Annotated in this window: 23 protein-coding genes; 3 read left to right on the forward strand and 20 right to left on the reverse strand. The window is 69.7% G+C overall.

Annotated features, from left to right (window positions below; genetic code table 11):
• Window positions 1-2: 2 nt before the first annotated feature.
• The 5 genes from resB to hemL all read right to left on the reverse strand — a co-directional run bounded on the left by resB (window position 3) and on the right by hemL (window position 5599).
• On the reverse strand, window positions 3-1685 hold the full coding sequence (gene resB, locus ON30_RS24440) for a cytochrome c biogenesis protein ResB (RefSeq protein ID WP_040710517.1): 1683 nt from the start codon (window positions 1683-1685) through the stop codon (window positions 3-5).
• Window positions 1682-2503, reverse strand: coding sequence for a cytochrome c biogenesis CcdA family protein (locus ON30_RS24445; protein ID WP_040710519.1), 822 nt, complete (start codon window positions 2501-2503; stop codon window positions 1682-1684). The genes resB and ON30_RS24445 overlap by 4 nt, the downstream gene beginning before the upstream one ends.
• Entirely contained in the window at window positions 2500-3144 is a 645-nt protein-coding gene (locus ON30_RS24450) for a TlpA disulfide reductase family protein (RefSeq protein WP_040710522.1), read from the reverse strand. Before ON30_RS24450 ends, ON30_RS24445 begins: the two co-directional genes overlap by 4 nt.
• The gene (locus ON30_RS24455) at window positions 3141-3779 is read right to left on the reverse strand and encodes a histidine phosphatase family protein (RefSeq protein ID WP_040710826.1); all 639 of its coding nucleotides are present in this window, start codon (window positions 3777-3779) and stop codon (window positions 3141-3143) included. The genes ON30_RS24450 and ON30_RS24455 overlap by 4 nt, the downstream gene beginning before the upstream one ends.
• 482 nt (window positions 3780-4261) lie before the next feature.
• Window positions 4262-5599: a glutamate-1-semialdehyde 2,1-aminomutase gene (gene hemL / locus ON30_RS24460; protein ID WP_040710524.1), complete on the reverse strand. Its 1338-nt coding sequence runs from the start codon at window positions 5597-5599 to the stop codon at window positions 4262-4264.
• A gap of 176 nt (window positions 5600-5775) precedes the next feature.
• Here hemL and ON30_RS24465 point away from each other — a divergent pair, with 176 nt between their 5' ends.
• On the forward strand, window positions 5776-6165 hold the full coding sequence (locus ON30_RS24465; protein WP_051029925.1) for a hypothetical protein: 390 nt from the start codon (window positions 5776-5778) through the stop codon (window positions 6163-6165).
• 4 nt (window positions 6166-6169) lie between these two features.
• On the opposite strand, the gene ON30_RS24470 is transcribed toward ON30_RS24465, so the two are convergent.
• The 5 genes from ON30_RS24470 to hemB form a co-directional block, all read right to left on the reverse strand.
• Window positions 6170-6382 carry a hypothetical protein gene (locus ON30_RS24470; protein WP_040710526.1) on the reverse strand — a complete coding sequence of 71 codons (213 nt, stop codon included), beginning with the start codon at window positions 6380-6382 and terminating at the stop codon, window positions 6170-6172.
• Between the two features lie 148 nt (window positions 6383-6530).
• A complete protein-coding gene (locus ON30_RS24475) occupies window positions 6531-6770 on the reverse strand; it encodes a hypothetical protein (RefSeq protein ID WP_157183823.1) in 240 nt (79 codons plus the stop codon).
• Window positions 6767-7267 (reverse strand): transport-regulating membrane protein Mce1N, encoded by a 501-nt coding sequence (gene mce1N / locus ON30_RS24480; RefSeq protein ID WP_051029954.1) that lies wholly within the window; start codon window positions 7265-7267, stop codon window positions 6767-6769. The genes ON30_RS24475 and mce1N overlap by 4 nt, the downstream gene beginning before the upstream one ends.
• Window positions 7268-7620: 353 nt before the next feature.
• A complete protein-coding gene (locus ON30_RS24485; RefSeq protein WP_040710528.1) occupies window positions 7621-8139 on the reverse strand; it encodes a hypothetical protein in 519 nt (172 codons plus the stop codon).
• Entirely contained in the window at window positions 8136-9113 is a 978-nt protein-coding gene (gene hemB / locus ON30_RS24490; protein ID WP_040710530.1) for a porphobilinogen synthase, read from the reverse strand. Before hemB ends, ON30_RS24485 begins: the two co-directional genes overlap by 4 nt.
• A gap of 160 nt (window positions 9114-9273) precedes the next feature.
• Here hemB and ON30_RS24495 point away from each other — a divergent pair, with 160 nt between their 5' ends.
• A complete protein-coding gene (locus ON30_RS24495; RefSeq protein WP_063719938.1) occupies window positions 9274-9552 on the forward strand; it encodes a hypothetical protein in 279 nt (92 codons plus the stop codon).
• On the opposite strand, the gene ON30_RS24500 is transcribed toward ON30_RS24495, so the two are convergent.
• From ON30_RS24500 to ON30_RS24520, 5 genes are all read right to left on the reverse strand, one after another.
• Entirely contained in the window at window positions 9549-11114 is a 1566-nt protein-coding gene (locus tag ON30_RS24500; RefSeq protein WP_040710534.1) for a bifunctional uroporphyrinogen-III C-methyltransferase/uroporphyrinogen-III synthase, read from the reverse strand. The genes ON30_RS24495 and ON30_RS24500 overlap by 4 nt on opposite strands.
• Window positions 11111-12166, reverse strand: a complete 1056-nt coding sequence (hemC, locus tag ON30_RS24505; protein ID WP_051029927.1) for a hydroxymethylbilane synthase — start codon at window positions 12164-12166, stop codon at window positions 11111-11113. The genes ON30_RS24500 and hemC overlap by 4 nt, the downstream gene beginning before the upstream one ends.
• A complete protein-coding gene (locus ON30_RS24510; protein ID WP_040710536.1) occupies window positions 12163-13605 on the reverse strand; it encodes a glutamyl-tRNA reductase in 1443 nt (480 codons plus the stop codon). Before ON30_RS24510 ends, hemC begins: the two co-directional genes overlap by 4 nt.
• On the reverse strand, window positions 13602-14471 hold the full coding sequence (locus tag ON30_RS24515) for a redox-sensing transcriptional repressor Rex (RefSeq protein WP_040710537.1): 870 nt from the start codon (window positions 14469-14471) through the stop codon (window positions 13602-13604). Before ON30_RS24515 ends, ON30_RS24510 begins: the two co-directional genes overlap by 4 nt.
• Window positions 14472-14725: 254 nt before the next feature.
• Window positions 14726-14986: a glutaredoxin family protein gene (locus ON30_RS24520; RefSeq protein WP_040710538.1), complete on the reverse strand. Its 261-nt coding sequence runs from the start codon at window positions 14984-14986 to the stop codon at window positions 14726-14728.
• Window positions 14987-15193: 207 nt separating this feature from the next.
• On the opposite strand from ON30_RS24520, the gene ON30_RS24525 reads away from it, so the two are divergent.
• Window positions 15194-16126: an HAD family hydrolase gene (locus ON30_RS24525; protein WP_051029955.1), complete on the forward strand. Its 933-nt coding sequence runs from the start codon at window positions 15194-15196 to the stop codon at window positions 16124-16126.
• Window positions 16127-16132: 6 nt separating this feature from the next.
• Here ON30_RS24525 and ON30_RS24530 read toward each other — a convergent pair whose 3' ends face one another.
• The 5 genes from ON30_RS24530 to proC all read right to left on the reverse strand — a co-directional run bounded on the left by ON30_RS24530 (window position 16133) and on the right by proC (window position 20150).
• A complete protein-coding gene (locus ON30_RS24530) occupies window positions 16133-17155 on the reverse strand; it encodes a lysophospholipid acyltransferase family protein (protein WP_040710539.1) in 1023 nt (340 codons plus the stop codon).
• Window positions 17152-18183, reverse strand: coding sequence for an NAD-dependent epimerase/dehydratase family protein (locus ON30_RS24535; RefSeq protein ID WP_051029956.1), 1032 nt, complete (start codon window positions 18181-18183; stop codon window positions 17152-17154). The genes ON30_RS24530 and ON30_RS24535 overlap by 4 nt, the downstream gene beginning before the upstream one ends.
• Window positions 18184-18434: 251 nt before the next feature.
• Entirely contained in the window at window positions 18435-18536 is a 102-nt protein-coding gene (locus ON30_RS37755; RefSeq protein WP_003402602.1) for a 30S ribosomal protein bS22, read from the reverse strand.
• Between the two features lie 240 nt (window positions 18537-18776).
• Complete coding sequence (locus ON30_RS24540; protein ID WP_174387558.1) at window positions 18777-19061, reverse strand: helix-turn-helix domain-containing protein; 285 nt, start codon at window positions 19059-19061, stop codon at window positions 18777-18779.
• Window positions 19062-19313: 252 nt separating this feature from the next.
• Complete coding sequence (gene proC, locus ON30_RS24545; protein WP_040710540.1) at window positions 19314-20150, reverse strand: pyrroline-5-carboxylate reductase; 837 nt, start codon at window positions 20148-20150, stop codon at window positions 19314-19316.
• Between the last annotated feature and the right edge of the window lie 41 nt (window positions 20151-20191).

Raw genomic sequence — 20191 nt, forward strand, 5'->3', positions numbered from 1 at the left:
GGTCATTCTCCCGTCGGGTCGGCGTCGCGCGCCGCGCTGGTCCGGTGCTGGGGTCGGTCGTCCTCGGCGAGCAGACGATGCCGCAGGCGATCGAATTCACCGCCCCACCCGGCCTGGTCGGTCCTGGCGAGCCCACCCATTTCTACTACAGAGCGTCGTTGTGACACGGTACCGGCCGGGTCGGGCTCCGGATAGACCCTGATCCAGATCCGCCTGCGCTTGACCAACAGCGAGACCAGCAGACCGGCCATCATCGCCACCGCGCTCACCAACACCCACTGCTGGGCCGGATCGTGCGAGACCTGGAGGTTCACGAATTCCTGCGCGCCGTCGAAGGTGACCTTCGTGCCGTTGGGCAGCGTGGTCGACTCACCGGGCCGCAGGTTGACCCGCGCCTCTTTGCTCAACCGTCCCTGCCGGATCTGCTCGGGGTCCAAGGCGAACAGCGACTGCGGGCGGCCGGTGTCCAGGCCGGTGTCGCCGCGGTAGATGTCGACGGCGACCGCCGGATCGTCCATGCGCGGGAACGCGGAGGTGAGCAGGTTGCCGTGCAGCAGCGCGGTCGGCGCGAACAGGCCCTCGATCGCGATCTGGTTCTGGCGGCGTTCGGCGTCGGTGGCGTACATGCCCCCGGGCGGGTCGATGCGCAGCACACCGCTGGACAGGAACGTCCTGGCGTCGTCGGGCCGCCACTGGATGGATTCGGTGCGGGTCTGCCCGTCCGGGAAGGTGACGGTGAACGTCGGCGCGTAGCCGTGGCCTTGCAGGTAGATCCGGTCGCCCTCGACGCGCAGCGGATGGTTCACCTTGATCGTGGTCGAGCGCCAGGTGTCGGTGCGCAGATCCGCGCCCGCCTGGTACTCGATGTCGGAGGTGAACATCTCGGCCTGGCCGGTCTCGAGATAGTCGGCGCGGAAATTCTCGACCCGCACGCACAGCGGCGTCATCCCGGTGCCGTCGTTGACGTTGCCCGCCTTGAACGAGTCGAACACCGCGGGCGAGGTGGTGCAGAAGCCGGGCCCGTCGTTGGCGATCACGATGACCGAACCCTCGTAGCCGAAGAACTTGCCGACCGCGATCGCCACCAGCAACCCGACCAGCGCGAGGTGGAACACCAGGTTGCCGAGTTCGCGGGTGTAGCCCTTCTCCGCCGAGAGCGTGATCTCGCCGTCGCGGCCCTGCTCCGCGCGCACCTCGGTCCGCCACCCGCGCAAGTGACGGCGTGTCCGTTCGATGACCTGTTCGGGTGTGCCGTCGACGGTTTCGTCGTGGTGCAGCGGCAACCGGCCCAGGTTGCGCGGCGCGCGGACGGGCGGGGTGCGCAACGCGCGGTAGTGGTCGAGGCAGCGCGGCAGGATGCAGCCGACCAGCGACACGAACAGCAGCACGTAGACGGCGGTGAACCAGAAACTGGAGAACACGTCGAACAACTCGAAGCGGTCCATCCACGGGCCCAGCGTGGGCCGGTCGGCGATGTACTGCTCGACCTTCTGTTCGTTGAGGTTGCGCTGCGGCAGCAGCGCGCCCGGAATCGCGGCCAGCGCCAGCAGGAACAGCAGCACCAGCGCGGTGCGCATACTGGTCAGTCCGCGCCAGGTGTTGCGCACGGCCGCCCAAGCGCGCAGATGCGGCGCGGGACGCTTCGGAGCGGGGGCGGGGGCCACGGGGGTGTCGGTCACGGTCATATCGGCAAGGTCACCTCGGAGACGAAACCGTCGCGCACCCAGCCGACGAACTGATCCCACGCGCCGGTCACCAGCGCGATGCCGACCGCGACCAGCAGGATGCCGCCGACGACCTGGATCGCGCGGGAATTGCGGCGCAGCCAGCCGACGCCGCGCAGCGCGGTCGCCGACCCGAAGGCCAGGATCACGAACGGCAGGCCCAGGCCGAGGCAGTAGGCCACGATCAGCGCGACCCCGCGCGCGGCGGTGCTGCCGTCGGTGCCCGCCGAGACCGCCATCACACCGGACAGCGTCGGACCCAGGCACGGCGTCCACCCGAGGGCGAAGACCGCGCCCAGCAGCGGCGCGCCCGCGATGCTGGTCAGCCTGCGCGGTTCCATCCGGGTGTCCCGTTGCAGAGCGGGGACCAGGCCGATGAACACCAGGCCCATCAGGATGGTGACCACGCCGCCGACACGTTGCAGCAGTTCGCGGTTGACGTTGAGGGTCTGGATCAGGCCGAACACCGTGGCCGTCGCCAGCACGAACACGACGGTGAACCCGGCGACGAACAGACCGGCCGCACCGGCGACCCGCGCGCGCCCGGTGCGCGTCACCGTGCCGACCGCGGTGTCGCGGGCCTGCGCGACCGAGGCGGGCGGGGCCTCGGCGCCGACCAAGCCCGCCAGGTAGGACAGGTAGCCCGGCACCAGCGGCACCACGCACGGCGAGGCGAAGGACACCAGGCCGGCCAGCACGCAGGCCCCGAGAGCGAGCAGCAGCGGGCCGGTGGCGGCGGTCTGCTGGAACGAGTCGCCGACGCTCGCGAGTACCGTCACCGCGGGTCCTCCGCGGCCAGCTTGTCCACGACCGGACGCAGGTCCTCGGCGAGCAGCGACTTCAGGAACACCGCCGCGACCCGGTGTTGCCGGTCGAGCACCAGCGTGGTCGGGATGACGCTGGTCGGGAAGTCACCGCCGAGGGCGAGCAGGGTCCGCATGGACGGGTCGTGGATCGACGGATACCCGACCTTGTTGTCGGTGACGAAATCCTGCGCCTTGTCCTTCTGCGGATCGCGGACGTTGATGCCGAGGAACGCCACGCCCTGCGCCTTGGTCTCCTCGTAGACCTTCTCCAGCGCCGGCGCTTCGGCCCGGCACGGACCGCACCACTGCCCCCACAGATTGATCACCACGACCTGGCCGGGGAAATCGCGCACCGAGACGGTCTTGCCCTCGGTCATCAGATCCGGGCCGGACAGTTCGCCGATGGTGCCGCGCGCACTCGGCGGGTCATAGTAGATCTCCGTCTTGCCACCCGGCGACACGAACTGGAAGGTGCCGCCGGTGGCCACCGCATCCGCCCCGGTCGAGCAGCCCGCCAGCGCCGCGACCAGCGCGAGACAGGCGAGCGCGACCGGACCGGAACGCCGAACGGTGGGCCCGCGTTTCCGGGATGGGGATGCGGTGCGGCGACTCATGCGCCGTGCACCGACGGGTCCGACCCGCCCGCGGGTTCGGAGTAGACGATGTCGACGAGGGTGTCGCCCTGGTAGACCAGCGAGGTCAGCGAGGCCAGCGAGCACTGCCGCTGGCGAGGGTCGTGCCACAGCCGCTGCCCTTGCAGGAACCGGCGCAGCGTCCACACGGGAAGCTGATGCGAGACCAGCACGGCTTCGCGGCCCGCGGCTTCCACCCTGGCCTTGTTGACCGCGGCCAGCATGCGGTGCGCGATCTGGAGGTACGGCTCGCCCCAGGACGGGGTGAACGGGTCGCGCAGCTTCCACCAGTGCCGGGGCTTGCGCAGCGCGCCGTCGCCCACCGACACCCGCAGGCCCTCGAAGGTGTTGCCCGCCTCGACGAGGTTCTCGTCGGTGCGCACGATCAGACCGTGCTCCGCGGCGATCGGCTCCGCCGTCTCCTGCGCGCGCTGCAACGGCGACGCGATCACCAGCGCGAGGTCGTGATCCGACAGCGACCGCGACACCGCCGCCGCCTGCGCGCGCCCCGCCACCGACAGGCTGAACCCGGGCAGCCGACCGTAGAGGATGCCCTTGGGGTTGTGCACCTCGCCGTGGCGCAGCACGTGCACGATGGTCTCCACGCTCGCGTCCACGGCGGGCGCTTCCTGGGCGGTCCGCGGAATCGCGGTGGTCGACGACGTCGGCACCGCCTCGGACACGGGCGAGGATTCGGACGCCTCGGACTCGCCCGACGACTCGGACCCGGCCGCGAGCTCGGTTGCCGACTCGCTCTTCTTCGGCGCATCCGTGTCGTCGCCGCCCGCCGCCCGCACCACGGCGTCGGCCACGTCGCTGCCCTCGGTCAGCGCCACGACGGCCGCCGCGGCCGCACCGGCGTCGGCGACCTCTTCGACGGCGTCGGCCGCGGATTCCACGTCGGCCGACGGCTCCTGGACGGCGGAGGTCTGCGTGACCTCGGCGGAAGTCTCGGCGACCTCGGCGGCGACGGACTCGGCCACGGCGAGGTCGGCGTCAGCGGTGGTGTCGGCGGCGGCGGTCTCGGCGGCGGTGATCGGTTCGTCGGAAGGGTTGTCCAGTCCTCGCTGCTGGGCGTCGGGCTGATCGTGGTCGGAACTCACGCGCGGGATCCTTCGGGGGTTGCGGCCGCGGCCGCGGATGCGGCGGCGGGCAGGGCGGCGGCGATACGGTCGAACGCGTTCTCGTCCAGCGCCGCGGAGACGAACCACGCCTCGTACGCGCTCGGCGGCGCGTAGACGCCCGCGTCGAGCAACGCGTGGAAGAAGGCGGGGAAACGCCAGGTCTGGCTGGCCTTGGCGGCCGCATAGTCGGTCACCGGGCGATCGGCGAAGAACACGCTCACCATATTGCCTGCGAACTGCACGTGATGCTCGACCCCTGCCGCGGTGAGGGCCTCGGTGAGCAGCCCGCCGAGGCGTTCGGCGTTGCGGTCCAGCGCCGCGTAGACCTCGGCGTCGGCCGCGCGCAGGGTGGCCAGACCGGCGGCCACGGCCACGGGGTTCCCGGACAGCGTGCCCGCCTGGTAGACCGGCCCGAGCGGGGCGAGGTGGTTCATGATCTCGGCGCGTCCGCCGAAGGCGGCGGCGGGCAGTCCGCCGCTCATCACCTTGCCGAAGGTGTAGAGGTCGCCCGCGACGCCCTCCCGGCCGTACCAACCGGCCGCGCTGACCCGGAATCCGGTCATGACCTCGTCCATGATCAGCAGCGCGCCGTTGTCGGCGGTGAGCTTGCGCAGGCCCTCGTTGAAGCCGGGCAGCGGCGCGACCGCGCCCATGTTGCCCGCCGCCGCCTCGGTGATCACGCAGGCGATCTCGTCGGGGTAGGCGGCGAAGGCGGCGGCCACCGCTTCGAGGTCGTTGTAGGGCAGGACCAGGGTGTCGGCGGCCTGCGCGCCGGTGACGCCGGGCGAGGTGGGCAGTCCGAGGGTGGCGACGCCGGAGCCCGCGTCGGCCAGCAGCGCGTCCACGTGCCCGTGGTAGCAGCCGGCGAATTTCACGATCTTGGCGCGGCCGGTGTAGCCGCGGGCCAACCGGACCGCGCTCATGGTGGCCTCGGTGCCGGAGTTGACCAGCCGGACCCGCTGGACGGGGTCGACCCGGGCGGCGATGGCCTCGGCGAGTTCGATCTCGGCCTCGGTGGGCGCGCCGAAGGACAGGCCGCCGCCCGCCGCCGTGCGGACCGCCTCCACGACGGCCGGGTGGGCGTGGCCGAGGATCATCGGCCCCCACGAGCACACCAGGTCGACGTAGTCGTTGCCGTCGGCGTCGGTCAGGGTGCAGCCCGCGGCAGAGGCGATGAATCTGGGGGTGCCGCCGACCGAGGCGAAGGCCCGCACCGGCGAGTTGACACCGCCCGGGATCACCGAACTCGCCCGGTCGAAGAGCTGAGCGGAAACCGGTACTGCTGCCCTGGTCACGCGCGGAGAAGAACTCACGGCCTCCAGTGTCGCAGTCCGGTGCGCGCGGGTCGACGACAGGGTGTAGTGGAGTGATCCGGGCCGCAGCGACCATGATCGTCAACACGCCGCGGCCGATACCGCGAATTCGGTGGTCGCGGGGGTGACGGTGCGTAATCTCGGTGCGTCAGCAGCCACCGGACCAGGAGCGAATCATGGGGATCTCCGTCATCAGGACAGTCACCCTCGCCGCGAGCGCGTGCGCGGCCGTCGGTCTCGGCACGGCGAGCGCGCATGCCGTCGTGCCGGTCGCCGATCCGGCGCAGGGACGCGTCGGCGTCCGGCTCAGCCACGACGAGACCGTCGGTCTGGCCGGCGGTCCGATTCCCGCCGTGGTCACCATGGTCGTGCCGCTCAACCGCATCGGCGCCGGGCTGCACAGCGACACCCAGCTCTACCGGGACGAACGCGGCGGCGTGCACGCCTCACTGCGCCAAGTGGTCGCGGAAGCGGCCGCCCATCCGGATGGGGCGATCACGCTGTACCTGAACGCTCCGGGTACCCGGGACGGCCGCGTCCTCGACATCTATCAGAACTGGAACTGAGCTACTAGGTGTATTTGCAGGGCACGTCGGCCGAGATCGTCTGCAACGAGCAGAACAGCGCGTTCAGGACACCGGCGGACCCGGTCTCGGGGACCAGCTGGTCGACGGCGGTGGCGGATTCGGTCTCCGTCGCCGCCGCGGCCGGTCCGGCCAGCGGGGCCAGAACGGCGGCCGAGATGACAAGGCCGAGGCCGATTTTCGATGCGAGTGACTTCAAGGGTTACACCTGACTCTCGAAACAGTCTGGGCGACAGCAGAACACCCAAACGACGGCGAACCGTCACGAATCGATTCGCCGCGAACGCGGAAAACGTTACGACACACCGAGCGACACGCCGATGCTGGGTAACCCCGACGAAACAGTCTCAGTCCGAGGCGAGCAACCGTCCGGCGATATCGATCAGCAGCAGGCCCGCCACTCCGACGAGGACCACCGCCAGCAGCAGCCAGGCGCCGACGTAGCGGGTGGCCTCGAAGGCGGGCAGGTCACCGTCGGGCCCCAGCGAGGTCCGCACCATGCCGTTGTCCCAACTGATCACCGCGCCGACGACGCAGAGCGCCACGATCACCAGTTCACCCGACACCACCGCTGTCGACTGCCTCACTGCTGGGCTCCGTTCTCCTCGCGTTCGGTCGGGTCGGGGTCCGCGTCGAGCACCGAGGTCAGCGCGGCGCGCAGCCCGCGGTGGTCGCGAGCCCACGCCTGGACCATGCCGCCGTCACGCAGCACCAGCCCGATTCCTCGGCGGCGGCGCGGCACGCCGGACAACTCGCCCAGCGCCCGCGCGGATTCCCAGTCCTCATCGTCCCAGGACTCGTCGTCGCGTTCGGGCAGGACGCGGTCGATCGAGCTCAACGGCAGTGTCTCGGCGCCCTGCCGGAGCCGGTCGGTGGTGAGTTCCACGCTGACGTGGCGGCGGCCCGCGACGACCTGCAACCAGACGAAGCCCGCGATCAGCGCGGCGCAGAACACCAGGGCGAACCAGTGCACAGAACTGCCGGTGGCGATCTCCACGATCAGGATGATCAGGCACAGGACGGGTCCGTAGGCGACCGCGCGCCATCGCGCGCCGGGCTCGCTGAAGACGACCTCGTCCGTCACCGTCACGACGGGGCCCCAAGAAATCCGGCGGCGAGAAATCCGGCGGCGGCACGCGCGCCGGGAGCGGGCGCGACGATCAGCCGACCACGCCGGGCAGCAGCAACAGTGCGACGGTGAGCAAGCCGAACACCACCAGGAGACTCAGTACGAGCAGGTCCCGCCGAATGCTCTGCGGCTGTTGGATCACCACTCGCATCGATGCCTCCGATCCCCCGGAGCCATCCGGTCGACGCTGTCGCGCGAGGCGAAGCAACGTGTGACCGACAACTTCCGGTTCCCGTGTCCACTGTGACAACCCTCACCATACATGGACGCGCGCTCGTTACAAACCCCGCACCCGGTTTGCTGAACATTCACCGTCGATTCATCAAGAAGTATGCGGTCGAATCGGGACGATGACTCAGATAGATCGCGCCGCCGGCCAGCACGCTCTGCACGATCGACGCGCCGCCCGCCACCAGCGACGCGAGACCGGTCATCGCCGAGATGGTGAACAGGGTGTTGACCGCCGTGAACACCAGCCACCCGCCCAGGATGTTCAACACGGTGCGTGCCCATTGTTCGCCGCGCTCGAACAGGTGGATCACGACCAGGACCAATCCGGAGATCATCGCCCCGCCCAGACCGAGGAAGACGAAACCCGACAGCAACGCCAGATCCGCGGCCGCCGCCGCGTCACCGGTCTTCATCTGTTCGAGGGCTTGGCGGCGCAACTCCTCGCGCTGCCCGTAGGCGACGAAGAACCCCGCCGCCAACTGCACCAGGCCGAAGGCGACCACACCCCACCACAACTGCCGCGCCGTGCCGATGTCCTGCGGGACCGGCGGGCGCGCGACGGGCGCCACGCCCACCGGATGCTTCGGAACCGTCACGACAACCAGTGCGCGGCCTCGGCAGCCCAGTAGGTCAGCACGATGTCCGCCCCGGCCCGCCGGATTCCGATCAGCGATTCCAGCACCGCGGCGCGGCGATCGATCCAGCCGCGTTCGGCGGCGGCGGTGATCATCGCGTACTCCCCCGAGATCTGATAGGCCGCGACCGGCACGTTCGAGCGGTCGGCGACCTCGCGCAGGATGTCCAGGTAGGACATGGCCGGTTTCACCATCACGATGTCCGCGCCCTCGGCCAGATCGAGGTCGAGTTCGCGCAGCGCCTCGGTGCGGTTGGCCGGGTCCTGCTGGTAGGTGCGCCGGTCACCTTCCAAGGTCGAGGCGACGGCCTCGCGGAACGGACCGTAGAAGGCGGAGGCGTATTTCGCGGCGTAGGCCAGGATGCCGGTGTCGATGCGGCCCACGGCGTCGAGGCCGCGGCGGATCGCGCGCACCTGACCGTCCATCATGCCGCTGGTGCCCAGCAGGTCCGCGCCCGCCTCGGCCTGCGACAGCGCCATGTCGACATACCGGTGCAGCGTGGCGTCGTTGTCCACCGCGCCGTCGGCGGTGAGCACCCCGCAGTGCCCGTGATCGGTGAATTCGTCCAGGCAGGTGTCGGCCATGACCACCGTCGACCCGCCGACCTCCTCGGACAGCGCGCGCAGGCCGCGGTTGAGGATGCCGTCGGGGTCGCTGGCCTGCGAACCCGTCGCGTCCTTGTCCTCCGGGCGCGGCACCCCGAACAGCATCAGCCCGCCGACACCTACCTCGACCGCGTCGACGGCGGCCTTGCGCAGCGAGTCCAGCGAGTGTTGGTGGACTCCCGGCATGGAGCTGATCTCGCGGGGTGCGTCCACACCGTCGGCCACGAACATCGGCAGCACCAATTGCCGTGGCTCGAGCGTGGTTTCGGCCACCAGTCGACGCAGTGCCGGGGTGCGGCGCAACCGCCGCGGGCGGTCAGTTCCGGTCATGGCTCGCACGATACGCCTGCCGCGACGACCGGGCGCGCGGGGCAGCCCCCTTACCCGAAAACCGTATCGGGCCAGCGGTTTCTGTCGGTGGCAGCGGGTACAATCGAAGATGTGTTCGACGGGATCGCCCAGCGATTCCCGACCCGAGGGGAGGACGTTCGTGCCCACGACCGCCACACCGAAATCCACACCCATCGAGCCCTACGTGCCGCTGGTCAAGCGGCCACTGCCCGCCGGGCGCCCGCGCCGGTGGTACGTCACCCACAACCGCAGGCTCAAGGCCATGCGGCTGACGATCGCGCTGCTCGACTCCGGCATCTACCTGCCGAATCAGGCGAGCAACGAGAAGATCCGCCGCACAGCCGATCTCGTCGGCATCCGACCGCCGTCGGACGCCACCTGCCGTCTGGTGCGCACCCTGCTGCGTTACAGCCGCTAGCGGCTGCGCCTGCTCTTCTTGCGCGGCGGGGGCAGCAGGCCCTCGGCGCGCAAGCGGGCGGCGTGCTCGGCCAGCGCCTCCACCAGCGGACCCACCTGGGCGACCTCGGGCTGCACATCCACCCGCAGGCCGAACTCGATGGCCGTCTCCGCCGTCTTCGGGCCGATGCAGGCCACGATCGTGCGGGCGTGCGGCTTGCCCGCGATGCCGACCAGGTTGCGCACGGTGGAGGACGAGGTGAACAGCACCGCGTCGAAACCGCCGGTCTTGATCATCTCGCGGGTCTCCGCGGGCGGCGGCGAGGCGCGCACCGTGCGGTAGGCGGTGACGTCGTCGATCTCCCAGCCGCGGTCGCGCAGACCTTCGGCCAAGGTCTCGGTGGCGATGTCGGCGCGCGGCAGCAGCACCCGGTTCACCGGGTCGAAGACGTCGTCGTAGGGCGGGAAGTCGGCGAGCAGACCCTCCGAGGACTGTTCGCCGCTCGGCACGAGTTCGGGGTTGATGCCGAAGGAGCGCACCTTGTCGGCGGTGGCCTCGCCGACACAGGCGATCTTCACGCCGGAGAAGGCGCGGGCGTCCAGACCGAATTCGGCGAACTTCTCCCACACCGCGCGCACCGCGTTCGTCGAGGTGAACACCACCCACTGGTAGCGGCCGTCGACGAGGCCCTTGACCGCGCGTTCCATCTGCGCGGGGCTGCGCGGCGGCTCCACCGCGATGGTGGGCACCTCCATGGGGATCGCGCCGTGGGTGACGAGCCGTTCGCTCATCTCCGCGGCCTGATCCTTGGTGCGCGGCACCAGCACGGTCCAGCCGTACAGGGCCCGCGACTCCCACCACGACATCTTCGACCGCGCGGCCACGACCTTGCCGATCGTCACCACCAGCGGTCCGACCAGTTCGGAGGCGGCGCTGTTGAGGGTGGCCAGGGTGGCCTCGATGGTGCGCTGCTGACGGGTGGTGCCGCGCACGGTCACCGCGACCGGGGTCTGCGGGGCCATGCCGTGTTCGACCAGGGCGCTGGCCGTCTCGGCCAGATGACCGGAGGTGGCGTGCAGCACCAGCGGGCCGGGCGCGGCGGCCAGCGCCGCCCAGTCGACCTCGCCGCGCACGTCGGCCTCGGTGTGGCCGCCGCCCAGGGCGATCCCCGCGTAGCTGGGCACCGCCGAACCACCGGGCAGACCCGGCAGCACCTCGAAGACCATGTGCGAGCGGGTGACGGTGTTGACCTCGTTGATCACCGCGTCGGTGGTCAACGGGTCGCCCGCGACCACCCGGACCACGTCGTGTCCGGCGCGCGCCTCGGCGATCAGCGTCTTGGCCACCTCGGCGGGTTCGCCGAGCGCGGGCCGCACGTCGACCGGGCGGGTGCCGTCCTCGTTCTCCTCGACGGCGACGCCGATCAGCGCGAGCACACCCTTGTCCACATCGGGGTCGGTGAAGGCCAGCCTGGCCCGGCCGAGCACCTCGCGGGCCCGCACGGTGAGCAACGCCGGGTCACCGGGACCCGACCCGACGAAAAGGATCCGACCGGGGTGCTTCTTCGTGGCGCGGCTGCTCATCGGCTGTTCTCCATTGGGCTGGGATGGGTGACGTCGAGGGCGGGCGGCTCCACCGCCGCCGGGGCGGAATCCGGTTCCGGTTCCGCGGTGAGGAGCTCGCGAGCGCCGAGCTCCACCAATTCGCGGGCCAACGCCCGGCCGAGTTCGGCCGCGTCGCGCGGCGAACCGACCACCGACGCCCGCACCACATCGGATCCGTCGACCGCCGCCGCGCATCCGCGCAGCGAGAGCTCGTCGAAGATCCTGCCGTCGTCATCGAGGGATTCGACGATCTCGGCGAGCGCGCCCACCGGGGCCGAACAACCGGCCTCCAATTCGGCGAGCAGCGCGCGCTCGGCGACGACCGAGGCTCTTGTCGCGGCGTCGTCGAGGGCGGCGAGCGCCTCGATCAACGCGGTGTCCTCGCCGCGACATTCGACCGCGAGCGCGCCCTGGGCGGGCGCGGGCAGCATCTGCACCGGTTCCAACGCCTCGGTGACCGCGTCGAGCCGGTCGATCCGGGCCAGGCCGGCTCTGGCGACCACGACGGCGTCGAGTTCGCCGTCGCGCACCTTGGCCAGGCGGGTGTCGAGATTGCCGCGCAGCGGTACGAGGTCCAGGCCGAGCCCCAGCGCGAGCAACTGCGCGATGCGGCGCGGCGCCGAGGTGCCGACCTTGGAGCCCGCGGGTAATTCGCCGAGCACCATGCCGTCGCGCGCCACCAGCGCGTCGCGCGGGTCCTGGCGCGGCGGGACGGCAGCGATGGTGAACCGGTCGTCGGGCGCGGTCGGCAGATCCTTGTAGGAGTGCACCGCGATGTCGATGGCGCCCGCGGCGAGTTCCTCGCGCAGCGCGGAGGTGAACACGCCGACGCCGATGTGCTGGACCGGTTCGGCGGACAGGTCGCCGGGCGTCTTGACCACCACCAGTTCCGCCTCGTGCCCGGCGGCGATCAGCGCGTCGCGGACGGTGCCGGACTGGGTGAGCGCCAGCAGACTGCCGCGGGTGCCGATCCGCCAGGGACGACGTCGGTTCGCGACCGTCACGTTGTTCTCCTCCCGCAGGATCGTCATCGGGGACTTCCTTGTTCGTCGCCCCAGTGGCCGGTGGTGAAATCGTCGGCGAGCGCCGCGCTGTGCTCGCCCGCGATGGCGCTGATCTCCATCGGCGCGGCAACCGCCTGGGCCGCACCGGGTTTGAGCTCGAACAGCTCGCGCAGGGCTTCGGCGTAGGTGTCGCCGCCCGGTGTGGAGGCCAACTGCTTGACCCGCACCGTGGGCGCGTGCAGCAATTTGTCGACCACCCGGCGCACCGTGCGGGCGACCTCGTCGCGTTCGGGATCGGCCAGGCCGGGCAGCCGCGAATCCAGCCGCAGCAGTTCGGCTTCGACCACTTCGGCGGCGCGCTGACGCAGCGCCGCCACCGTCGGGGTGACCTCGGCCATGCGCTGGCCCGCCAGGTACTTGGCGAGTTCGTCGGCGACGATGGTGCGCGCGGCGGCGGTGTCGTCGGCGGCGGCGCCCGCGGCCGGATCGTGTTGCAGGGTCTCGATATCGATGACCGACACGCCGGGCAGTCCCGCGACCGCCGGTTCGACGTCGCGCGGCAGGCCCAGATCGCAGAACACCAGCGGCTTCTCGTCGCCGAGATCTTCGGCGCGCTCGCGGTCGGCCAGCGCGCGGTGGGTGTCGGCGAGGGTGACCACGGCGCCGATCGCACCGGTGCAGGTGATCACCACATCCGCGTCCGCCATCGCCTCGGTGAGCCGGGACAGTTCCAGCGCACCGGATTCCACGCCGTAGTTGGCGGCGGTCTCGGCCAGGCGCAGTGCCCGCTCGATCGTGCGGTTGACCACGATGATCCGGCCGATGCCCGCGCGCGCCAGATGCGCGACCGCGAGGCCGCCCATCGCGCCCGCGCCGACCACCACGGCGGTCCGCCCGACCAGCGCCGACTCCGCGGTCGACGGATCGCCCGCGCTCAGCACGGTCTTGGCCTTGTCGAGGGCGACCGAGACGACCGACGCGCCCGCGCGGTCGATCCCCGTCTCCGAATGCACCCGTTTGCCGACCCGCAGCGCGTGCTGGGCCAGTTCGTGCATGGTGCGGCCGACCGCCTGCTGGGCGTCGGCCGAGGCGTAGGCGGAACGGATCTGGCTGAGCACCTGCTGCTCGCCGACCACCATCGAATCCAGCCCCGAGGCGACGGCGAAGAGGTGTTCGGCGGCGGCCTCGCTGTAGCGGACGTAGGCGTGTTTGGTCAGATCCGGCAGCGGCAGCCCGGAATGTCTGGTCAGCAGTTCGCCGACCTCGGCGAGACCGCCGTGGAAGGCGTCGACCACCGCGTAGACCTCCACCCGGTTGCAGGTGGAGACGATCATCGCTTCCGAGACGTGACTCGAGGTGAGCATCCGATCGATCAGCTTCGGCCGATCGGTGTCGGTGATCGCCACCTTCTCCAGAATCGACACGGGCGCGCTGCGATGCGAGATCCCGACGAGAAGAACGCTCATGGTGTTACCACCGAACCTTTGCTGCTTGGCTCCGTTGCCTGATGCGCGGTTGTCTGATGCGAGGCGGCCTGATGCGCGGCGCGGTGGGTCGCCGGAATGGCGAGCCCGGCCACGGATTCGGGAACCCGGCGAGCGATACGGCCCGACACCGCGGCGACCTCGGCCAGCGGTTCGGGCTCGGTGTTGCGGGTGCGCTCGAAGGAGAGCATCTGCATCTCCACGGCGAGGTCGACGCGGCGGACCTCGACCGTCGGCGGTGCGATGAGCACGCTCGGCGCGAAACTGAGAATCGACTGCACCCCGGCGGCGACCAGTCGGTCGCACACCTCCTGGGCGGCTTCGTCGGGGACGGTGATGACCGCGATGGTCGGGTCGAGGGCGAGGACCGCCTCGTGCAGCACCCGCACGTCGCGGACGGCGAGTCCGGCCACGCCCCGGCCGATCACCGACTCGTCGTTGTCGAAGATGCCGACCACGGTGAAGCCGCGCCGCCGGAATCCGCCGTAGCCCACCAGGGCACGGCCGAGATTCCCCGCGCCGACCAGCACCACGCGATGGCCTCCGGACAGTCCGAGCACATCTTCGATCCTGGTGCGCAGCTTGCCCACGTCATAACCGACACCCCGAACGCCGTTGGGGCCGAGGAAGGACAGATCTTTGCGCAGCTTCGCCGAATTGACACCCGCCGCGACAGCCAGTTCCTCACTCGATACGATGAGCACACCGTCGTCGGCCATCGAGGCCAGCACCCGGAGATAGGTGGCCAGCCGAGCGACGGTGGCCTGCGGAATGTCCTTACCGGAGGCCGTCGCCTTCTGCAGAGCCCTGCCGGAGACGCCGCCCGGCGCCTCATGCTGCTCTGTCACGTCGTCGGCTCCTCGTCCCGGATTTCTCGTGATCCGGTTCGTCGCTCGACCTCTGACCCGGGGCGATGCGTTGTCCCGCGCGGTCCGGTGCCATGGTCGAAGGTTCGGATTTCAAGGGTGCTCCCGCAGCCTCGGTATGCGGGTCGCGTGCCACCACCGTAACCGCTTGTGCAGCCCTTCACAAAGTCGGTGAAATTGGCCTCATTTCCGCCGCGACCAGCGGTGCGACGGAATCGACCCGCAGCAGCTTTTCCTCACCGACGCAAATCGGCGCGCAAACGCGGCTCGTCGACATCGAAATAGCTGTGCTCCCGGCCGTCCAACAGCACCACCGGCAGGCGGTCGCCGTACTCCGCGCGCAGGCCAGGATCGGTTTCGGCGGCCACGTCGACGTCCAGAGTCGCCGGTTCGATACCGAAATCGGCGCAGATATCGCGCAACTGTTCGAGTGCCACAGCGCACAGTCCACAGCCCGACCGGGTCAGCAGCGTCACAGAATGTGTGGGATCGGTCATGACCGCAATTAAAACCCGTGACCGCCGCCGATCCGGTACCCCTGGTCCTGGACGAAACTGTCGCGCCCGCCCGCTAGTGTGGACCTGTTCGCGCGACGGGCGGAGGTACTGGTGCCGGAACGATCGAAGGTCGAGAGGGCGGGATTCATCGCGGGGCGCTTCGGTGAGTTTCCGGTTCGCTGGAATCAGGGCAGACTCGGCCAGAGCCTGCAGGATCAGCTCGCCCGCATCTCCCGCAGCCCCTTCGGCCCCAGCGAGGAAGAGGTCCGCGCCAATCTCGCGGGCGAGGCCAGCGCGGATGCCGCGCTGTCGCTGCACGACGCCGAACTCGCGGCGGGCGAACCCGAACAGCGCGGCCCCGAGGCCCCCCGCGACCTGACGGCGGCGGCGTTCTTCGACGTCGACAACACCATGGTCCAGGGCGCCTCGATCGTGCATTTCGCCCGGGGTCTGGCCGCGCGCAAGTACTTCAAGACCTCGGATCTGGTCGACGTGGCCTGGAAGCAGGTCAAATTCCGGGTCACCGGCAAGGAGAACAGCACCGACATGCAGGCGGGCCGGGAGAAGGCGCTGGCCTTCATCGCCGGACGCCCCACCGCCGAACTGGCGGCCCTGGGCGAGGAGATCTACGACGAGATCATCGCCGACAAGATCTGGCCGGGCACCAGGGCGCTGGCGCAGATGCACCTGGACGCGGGCCAGCAGGTCTGGCTGGTGACGGCCACACCGGTCGAATTGGCCCAGGTGATCGCGAAGCGACTGGGGTTGACCGGTGCGCTCGGCACGGTCGCCGAGAGCGTCGACGGGAAGTTCACCGGCCGCCTGGTCGGCGACATCCTGCACGGGCTCGGCAAGGCGCACGCGGTGCGCACGCTCGCGATCCGCGAGGGCCTGAACCTCAAGCGCTGCACCGCCTATTCCGACAGCCACAACGACGTGCCGATGCTGTCGCTGGTCGGCACGTCGGTCGCGATCAACCCGGATTCGGATCTGCGCGAGGTCGCCAAGAACCGGGGCTGGGAGATCCGCGATTTCCGAACCGGGCGCAAGGCCGCCAAGATCGGCGTCCCCACCGCCCTGGCCCTGGGGGCGGCGGGCGGTGCGGTGGCCGCGGCGATCACCCGCCGCAAGGCGGGCTGATCCGCCCTACCCGGTGAAGGCGCCGCGGCGCTTGGTGAGCAACCGGTACAGCGTCTGCTGGATGGTCTCGCGGACCTGGTCGGTGACCTCGAACATCGTCATCGGGTCGTCGGCGGCCTCGGGCTCGTAGGACGTGGTGGTGATCGGTTCGCCGAATTCGATGTACCACTTCGAGGGCAGCGGCACCGCGCCCAGCGGACCCAGGTGCGGGAACAGCGGGGTGACCGGGAAGTAGGGCAGGCCGAGCAGGCGGGCCAGCGGCTTGAGGTCGGCCAGCTTCGGGTAGATCTCCTCCGAACCGACGATCGAGCACGGAATGATCGGCACGCCCGTGCGCACCGCCGCCGCCACGAAACCGCCGCGGCCGAAGCGCTGGAGCTTGTAGCGGTCGGCGTAGTTCTTGCCGACGCCCTTGAACCCCTCGGGGAAGACGCCGGTCAGTTCGCCCGAGCGCAGCAGGCGTTCGGCGTCCTCGCGGCAGGCCAGGGTGTGGCCTGCCTTGCGCGCCATCGCCCCCAGGACCGGCATCTCGAAGATCAGATCGGCCGCGAGCAGGCGCAGGGCGCGCTGCTTGGGGTGGTGGTCGTGCACGGCCAGTTGCAGCATGAGGCCGTCCAACGGCACCGTGCCCGCGTGGTTGGCCACGATCAGCGCGCCGCCCACCTCCGGGATGTTCTGCATCCCGCTGACCTGGACGCGGAACCACAGGTCCGACATCGGGCGCAGAGCGGGCAGGATGACCGATTCGAGCAGATGTTCGTCGAAGCCGAATTCATCGATCTGGTAATCGCCGGTGAGGCGGCGGCGGGCGAATTCGGCGGTGCGGCTGATCTGACCGCCGAGCGCACCGCGCAGCAGGTCACCGACCGAACGCGGGGCGGGCTGTTCCGCCGCGGCCAGGCGATCGGTCAGCGAGGTCACCCCGGTGGCCGTGCGACCGAGGGTCTCGGGACGACGACGTTCGGCGGTGCGCCGTCCCGACTCCACGGTCTGATCGTGCAGATGAATCACTTTCGCCACGTGGTTCATTGATGTGCTCCCGTACCGGCCCCGAGCAGGCCGAGCAGTTTTTTCTCCGCGGCATCGATCCACGCCGGATCGAAGACGGGCCGCAACGCTGCGCCCCCGATGAAGTCGTCGAACGCCTGCACCGTGGTCCATCGCGGAACGAACTGGAGTTCGGTCCGCATACGGGTCGTGTCCAGACCACATCCGAAGTGGAAATAGTCGAGTTGTTCGCCGGTGAACTCACGCATCACCGGACCCATCAACGCCCGCCCCGCACTGCGGAACAGGACGAAGGGCACCGGCAGTTCGACGCGGCCCGCGCGGCGGACCGCTTGCGACAGTGTCAACGCACCGTCTCCAGCGATATTGTACGTGCCCCCGGGGGCCATGCGCGCGGCCTGCGCGAGCGCGGCCACCGCGTCCTCCTCGTGCAGCAGTTGCAGGCGGGCGTTGCGGCCGAAGACGGTGGGGACGACCGGCGACTGGAGGTACTGCACGCCGCGGCCCGCCAATCGCGGTCCGACGATCGGCGCGAAACGCAATATCGAGGCAGCGATATCGGGCCGTCGTCGCGCCATACCGCGGACGAAACCCTCGATTTCGATCAGATCGCGCGCGAACCATCCGCGCGGCGGTCGCCGTGCGCTCATTTCCTCGGTGAATTTCGCGGGGTCCTTCGCACTACATCCGTATACCCCCGATGTGGAACGCAACACCACGCGGCGCACCGATGGCGACTTCTGACAAACCGCGAACAATTGCATCGCGCCCAATACGTTGAGATCCTTCATCACCGCCCGGCCACCACCTGACGGCGGGCGTGACAGCACCGCCGCGTGCACGACCGTGTCGACCTCGTTGCCGTCGATCACCTTGCGGATCAACGGATTACGAATATCGGCGCGGACGAATTCGGCGCGGCCCATACGGCGGCGCAACTCGCGCGGGGGCGTGGTGGTGTCGACCGCGACGACCCGCTCGACACTCGGGTCCTGCGCGAGCCGAGAAGCGATGTTGCCGCCGAAGAATCGGCTGGCGCCGGTCACCATCACCACCTTGGGTGTGTTCCCGTCTCTTACCTCAGATCCCACGGCACCGGATCCCACCTACGAGGGCCTCATTTCCATTTTTCTGGCGGTTCCCAGAGTAACCGCTGACCTGCACGTCACCGAGGGTATTAACCAGGTTCTAACGATGACTTCGGTCACCGGAAACATTCCGAACGTTTCAAATCGCGTTGTTTCAAAAGCAGAGGCCCGTCACCGAGAAGGTGACGGGCCTCATCTGCCGAGCGCGGAGCCTACTTGCCGAGTTTGCGCCGCTGCACACGTGTACGGCGAAGCAGCTTACGGTGCTTCTTCTTCGACATGCGCTTGCGACGCTTCTTGATCACTGAACCCATAGGGTTTCCTCGCGTTCTCTCTACTCGGCTTGGTCGGCACGCGCGCTCGGAAACGCACGTTCTTCATGGTGTCCGCGCCGTAGACGAGCACCGGGCACCACGAAGCGGTGCCGCCGACAGACGGACACGAACCGAGGTTTGATCCTACCGTGTCCGATGACGGCACTTCCGGGGCCCTTGGTCTCACGCTGTCGGTCGGGAGCGGACCCCTGCTCGGCGACCCTGCGAATCACATCCGGTTCAGCCCGCGTCGAAGTAGGACGTCTCCAAGTACTCGTGCACCGCTTTCGCGTGGACTCGGAACGAACGGCCGACGCGCACGGCGGGCAATTCGCCCGAGTGCACCAGCCGATAGACCGTCATCTTCGACACTCGCATCAGATTCGCCACCTCGGCGACCGTCAGGAACTGCGTACCGCCGCCCAGGACGGGCTGCTGGCCCGAACTCGGACGACCGCTCGACGGACCCGACGAACCGGGGGACGACCCCGAACTGTTCGCAGACATCTTGTTGGAAGACATCATTGCACCATTGACCTCCGGCACGTCCGCGCCGCCGGCTTCCCCACCGGCGGAACAGACACGCACGTGCTCCTTGAAGCTTAGCGTTGCCAGTGGGATTACTGCGACGGGTGTGAGAAATCAGCGTCGCTTACTGGGCATCGGCGAGTCACTCAGCGGACGCGCTGTGTTCGATTGGCGTCTTCCATGATGCGCCGGCATCACGCGGCTGTCGATAACGATTCGATCGACCGGTTCGGACCGGCGCGAACGCGGTCAGGAAGCGCCGGGACCGGATTCGCCGACGCCCTGTTCGGCGGCGCGTTGTTTCGCGGCGTGCAGCGCCTCCAGGAAGGCCGAACGGACCCCGCCGCGCTCGAGTTCGCGCAGGGCGGCGGCCGTGGTGCCCGCGGGCGAGGTGACCGCCGCGCGCAATTCGACGGCGCTCTGCTCGGATTCGTCGAGCAGCGCGGCCGAGCCGATCATCGTCTGGACGACGAGTTGGGTGGCGACCTCGTGGGACAGCCCGAGGCCGACACCCGCGTCGATCAGCGCCTCGACCACGAGGAAGAAGTACGCGGGGCCGGAACCGGAGACGGCGGTGACGGCGTCCATCTGGGATTCGGCGACGGTGGCGACCTGGCCGACCGCCGAGAGCACCTCGGTGACCAGCGCCAACTGTTCGGGGCGGGCGTAGCGGCCGGGGGCGAGCACGCTCATGCCCTGACCGACCAGCATCGGGGTGTTGGGCATGACGCGCACGACGGGGAAGCCCGCGGGCAGTTTGGCCTCGAGGCGGGCCGTGGGCACGCCCGCGGCCAGTGACACCAGCACCTGATCCTGGTCGCCGCCGTTGAGTTCGGCCTTGCCGAGTTGGGTCAGCACGGCATCGACATCGCCCGGCTTGACCGCGATGACGAGCAGATCGGCGCCGACGACCGCGTCCTCCACCGAATCGGTCACCCGCGTGCCGAAGCGGCCCGCGAGCTGTTCGGCCCGGTCGGCGTGGGTCTCGACGACGACCAGATCCTTGCTCGCCCGACCCGATTCGAGCAGTCCGGCGATCAACGCCTCACCGATGCGACCGCCACCGATCACCGCAATTCTCGTCATGGGGAACAAGGCTAGACCGCCGCGACGCGGGCGACCGAAAC

This window comes from Nocardia takedensis NBRC 100417, assembly GCF_000308695.1.
GTDB classification, from domain to species: domain Bacteria; phylum Actinomycetota; class Actinomycetes; order Mycobacteriales; family Mycobacteriaceae; genus Nocardia; species Nocardia takedensis.

Coding starts and splice junctions, on each gene's coding strand:
- resB (WP_040710517.1), bottom strand. CDS start 1,685: ATGACCGTGACCGACACCCCCGTGGCCCCCGCCCCCGCTCCGAAGCGT.
- ON30_RS24450 (WP_040710522.1), bottom strand. CDS start 3,144: ATGAGTCGCCGCACCGCATCCCCATCCCGGAAACGCGGGCCCACCGTT.
- ON30_RS24465 (WP_051029925.1), top strand. CDS start 5,776: ATGGGGATCTCCGTCATCAGGACAGTCACCCTCGCCGCGAGCGCGTGC.
- hemB (WP_040710530.1), bottom strand. CDS start 9,113: ATGACCGGAACTGACCGCCCGCGGCGGTTGCGCCGCACCCCGGCACTG.
- ON30_RS24500 (WP_040710534.1), bottom strand. CDS start 11,114: ATGAGCAGCCGCGCCACGAAGAAGCACCCCGGTCGGATCCTTTTCGTC.
- hemC (WP_051029927.1), bottom strand. CDS start 12,166: ATGACGATCCTGCGGGAGGAGAACAACGTGACGGTCGCGAACCGACGT.
- ON30_RS24510 (WP_040710536.1), bottom strand. CDS start 13,605: ATGAGCGTTCTTCTCGTCGGGATCTCGCATCGCAGCGCGCCCGTGTCG.
- ON30_RS24520 (WP_040710538.1), bottom strand. CDS start 14,986: ATGACCGATCCCACACATTCTGTGACGCTGCTGACCCGGTCGGGCTGT.
- ON30_RS24530 (WP_040710539.1), bottom strand. CDS start 17,155: ATGAACCACGTGGCGAAAGTGATTCATCTGCACGATCAGACCGTGGAG.
- ON30_RS24535 (WP_051029956.1), bottom strand. CDS start 18,183: ATGGTGACCGGCGCCAGCCGATTCTTCGGCGGCAACATCGCTTCTCGG.
- ON30_RS37755 (WP_003402602.1), bottom strand. CDS start 18,536: ATGGGTTCAGTGATCAAGAAGCGTCGCAAGCGCATGTCGAAGAAGAAG.
- ON30_RS24540 (WP_174387558.1), bottom strand. CDS start 19,061: ATGATGTCTTCCAACAAGATGTCTGCGAACAGTTCGGGGTCGTCCCCC.
- proC (WP_040710540.1), bottom strand. CDS start 20,150: ATGACGAGAATTGCGGTGATCGGTGGCGGTCGCATCGGTGAGGCGTTG.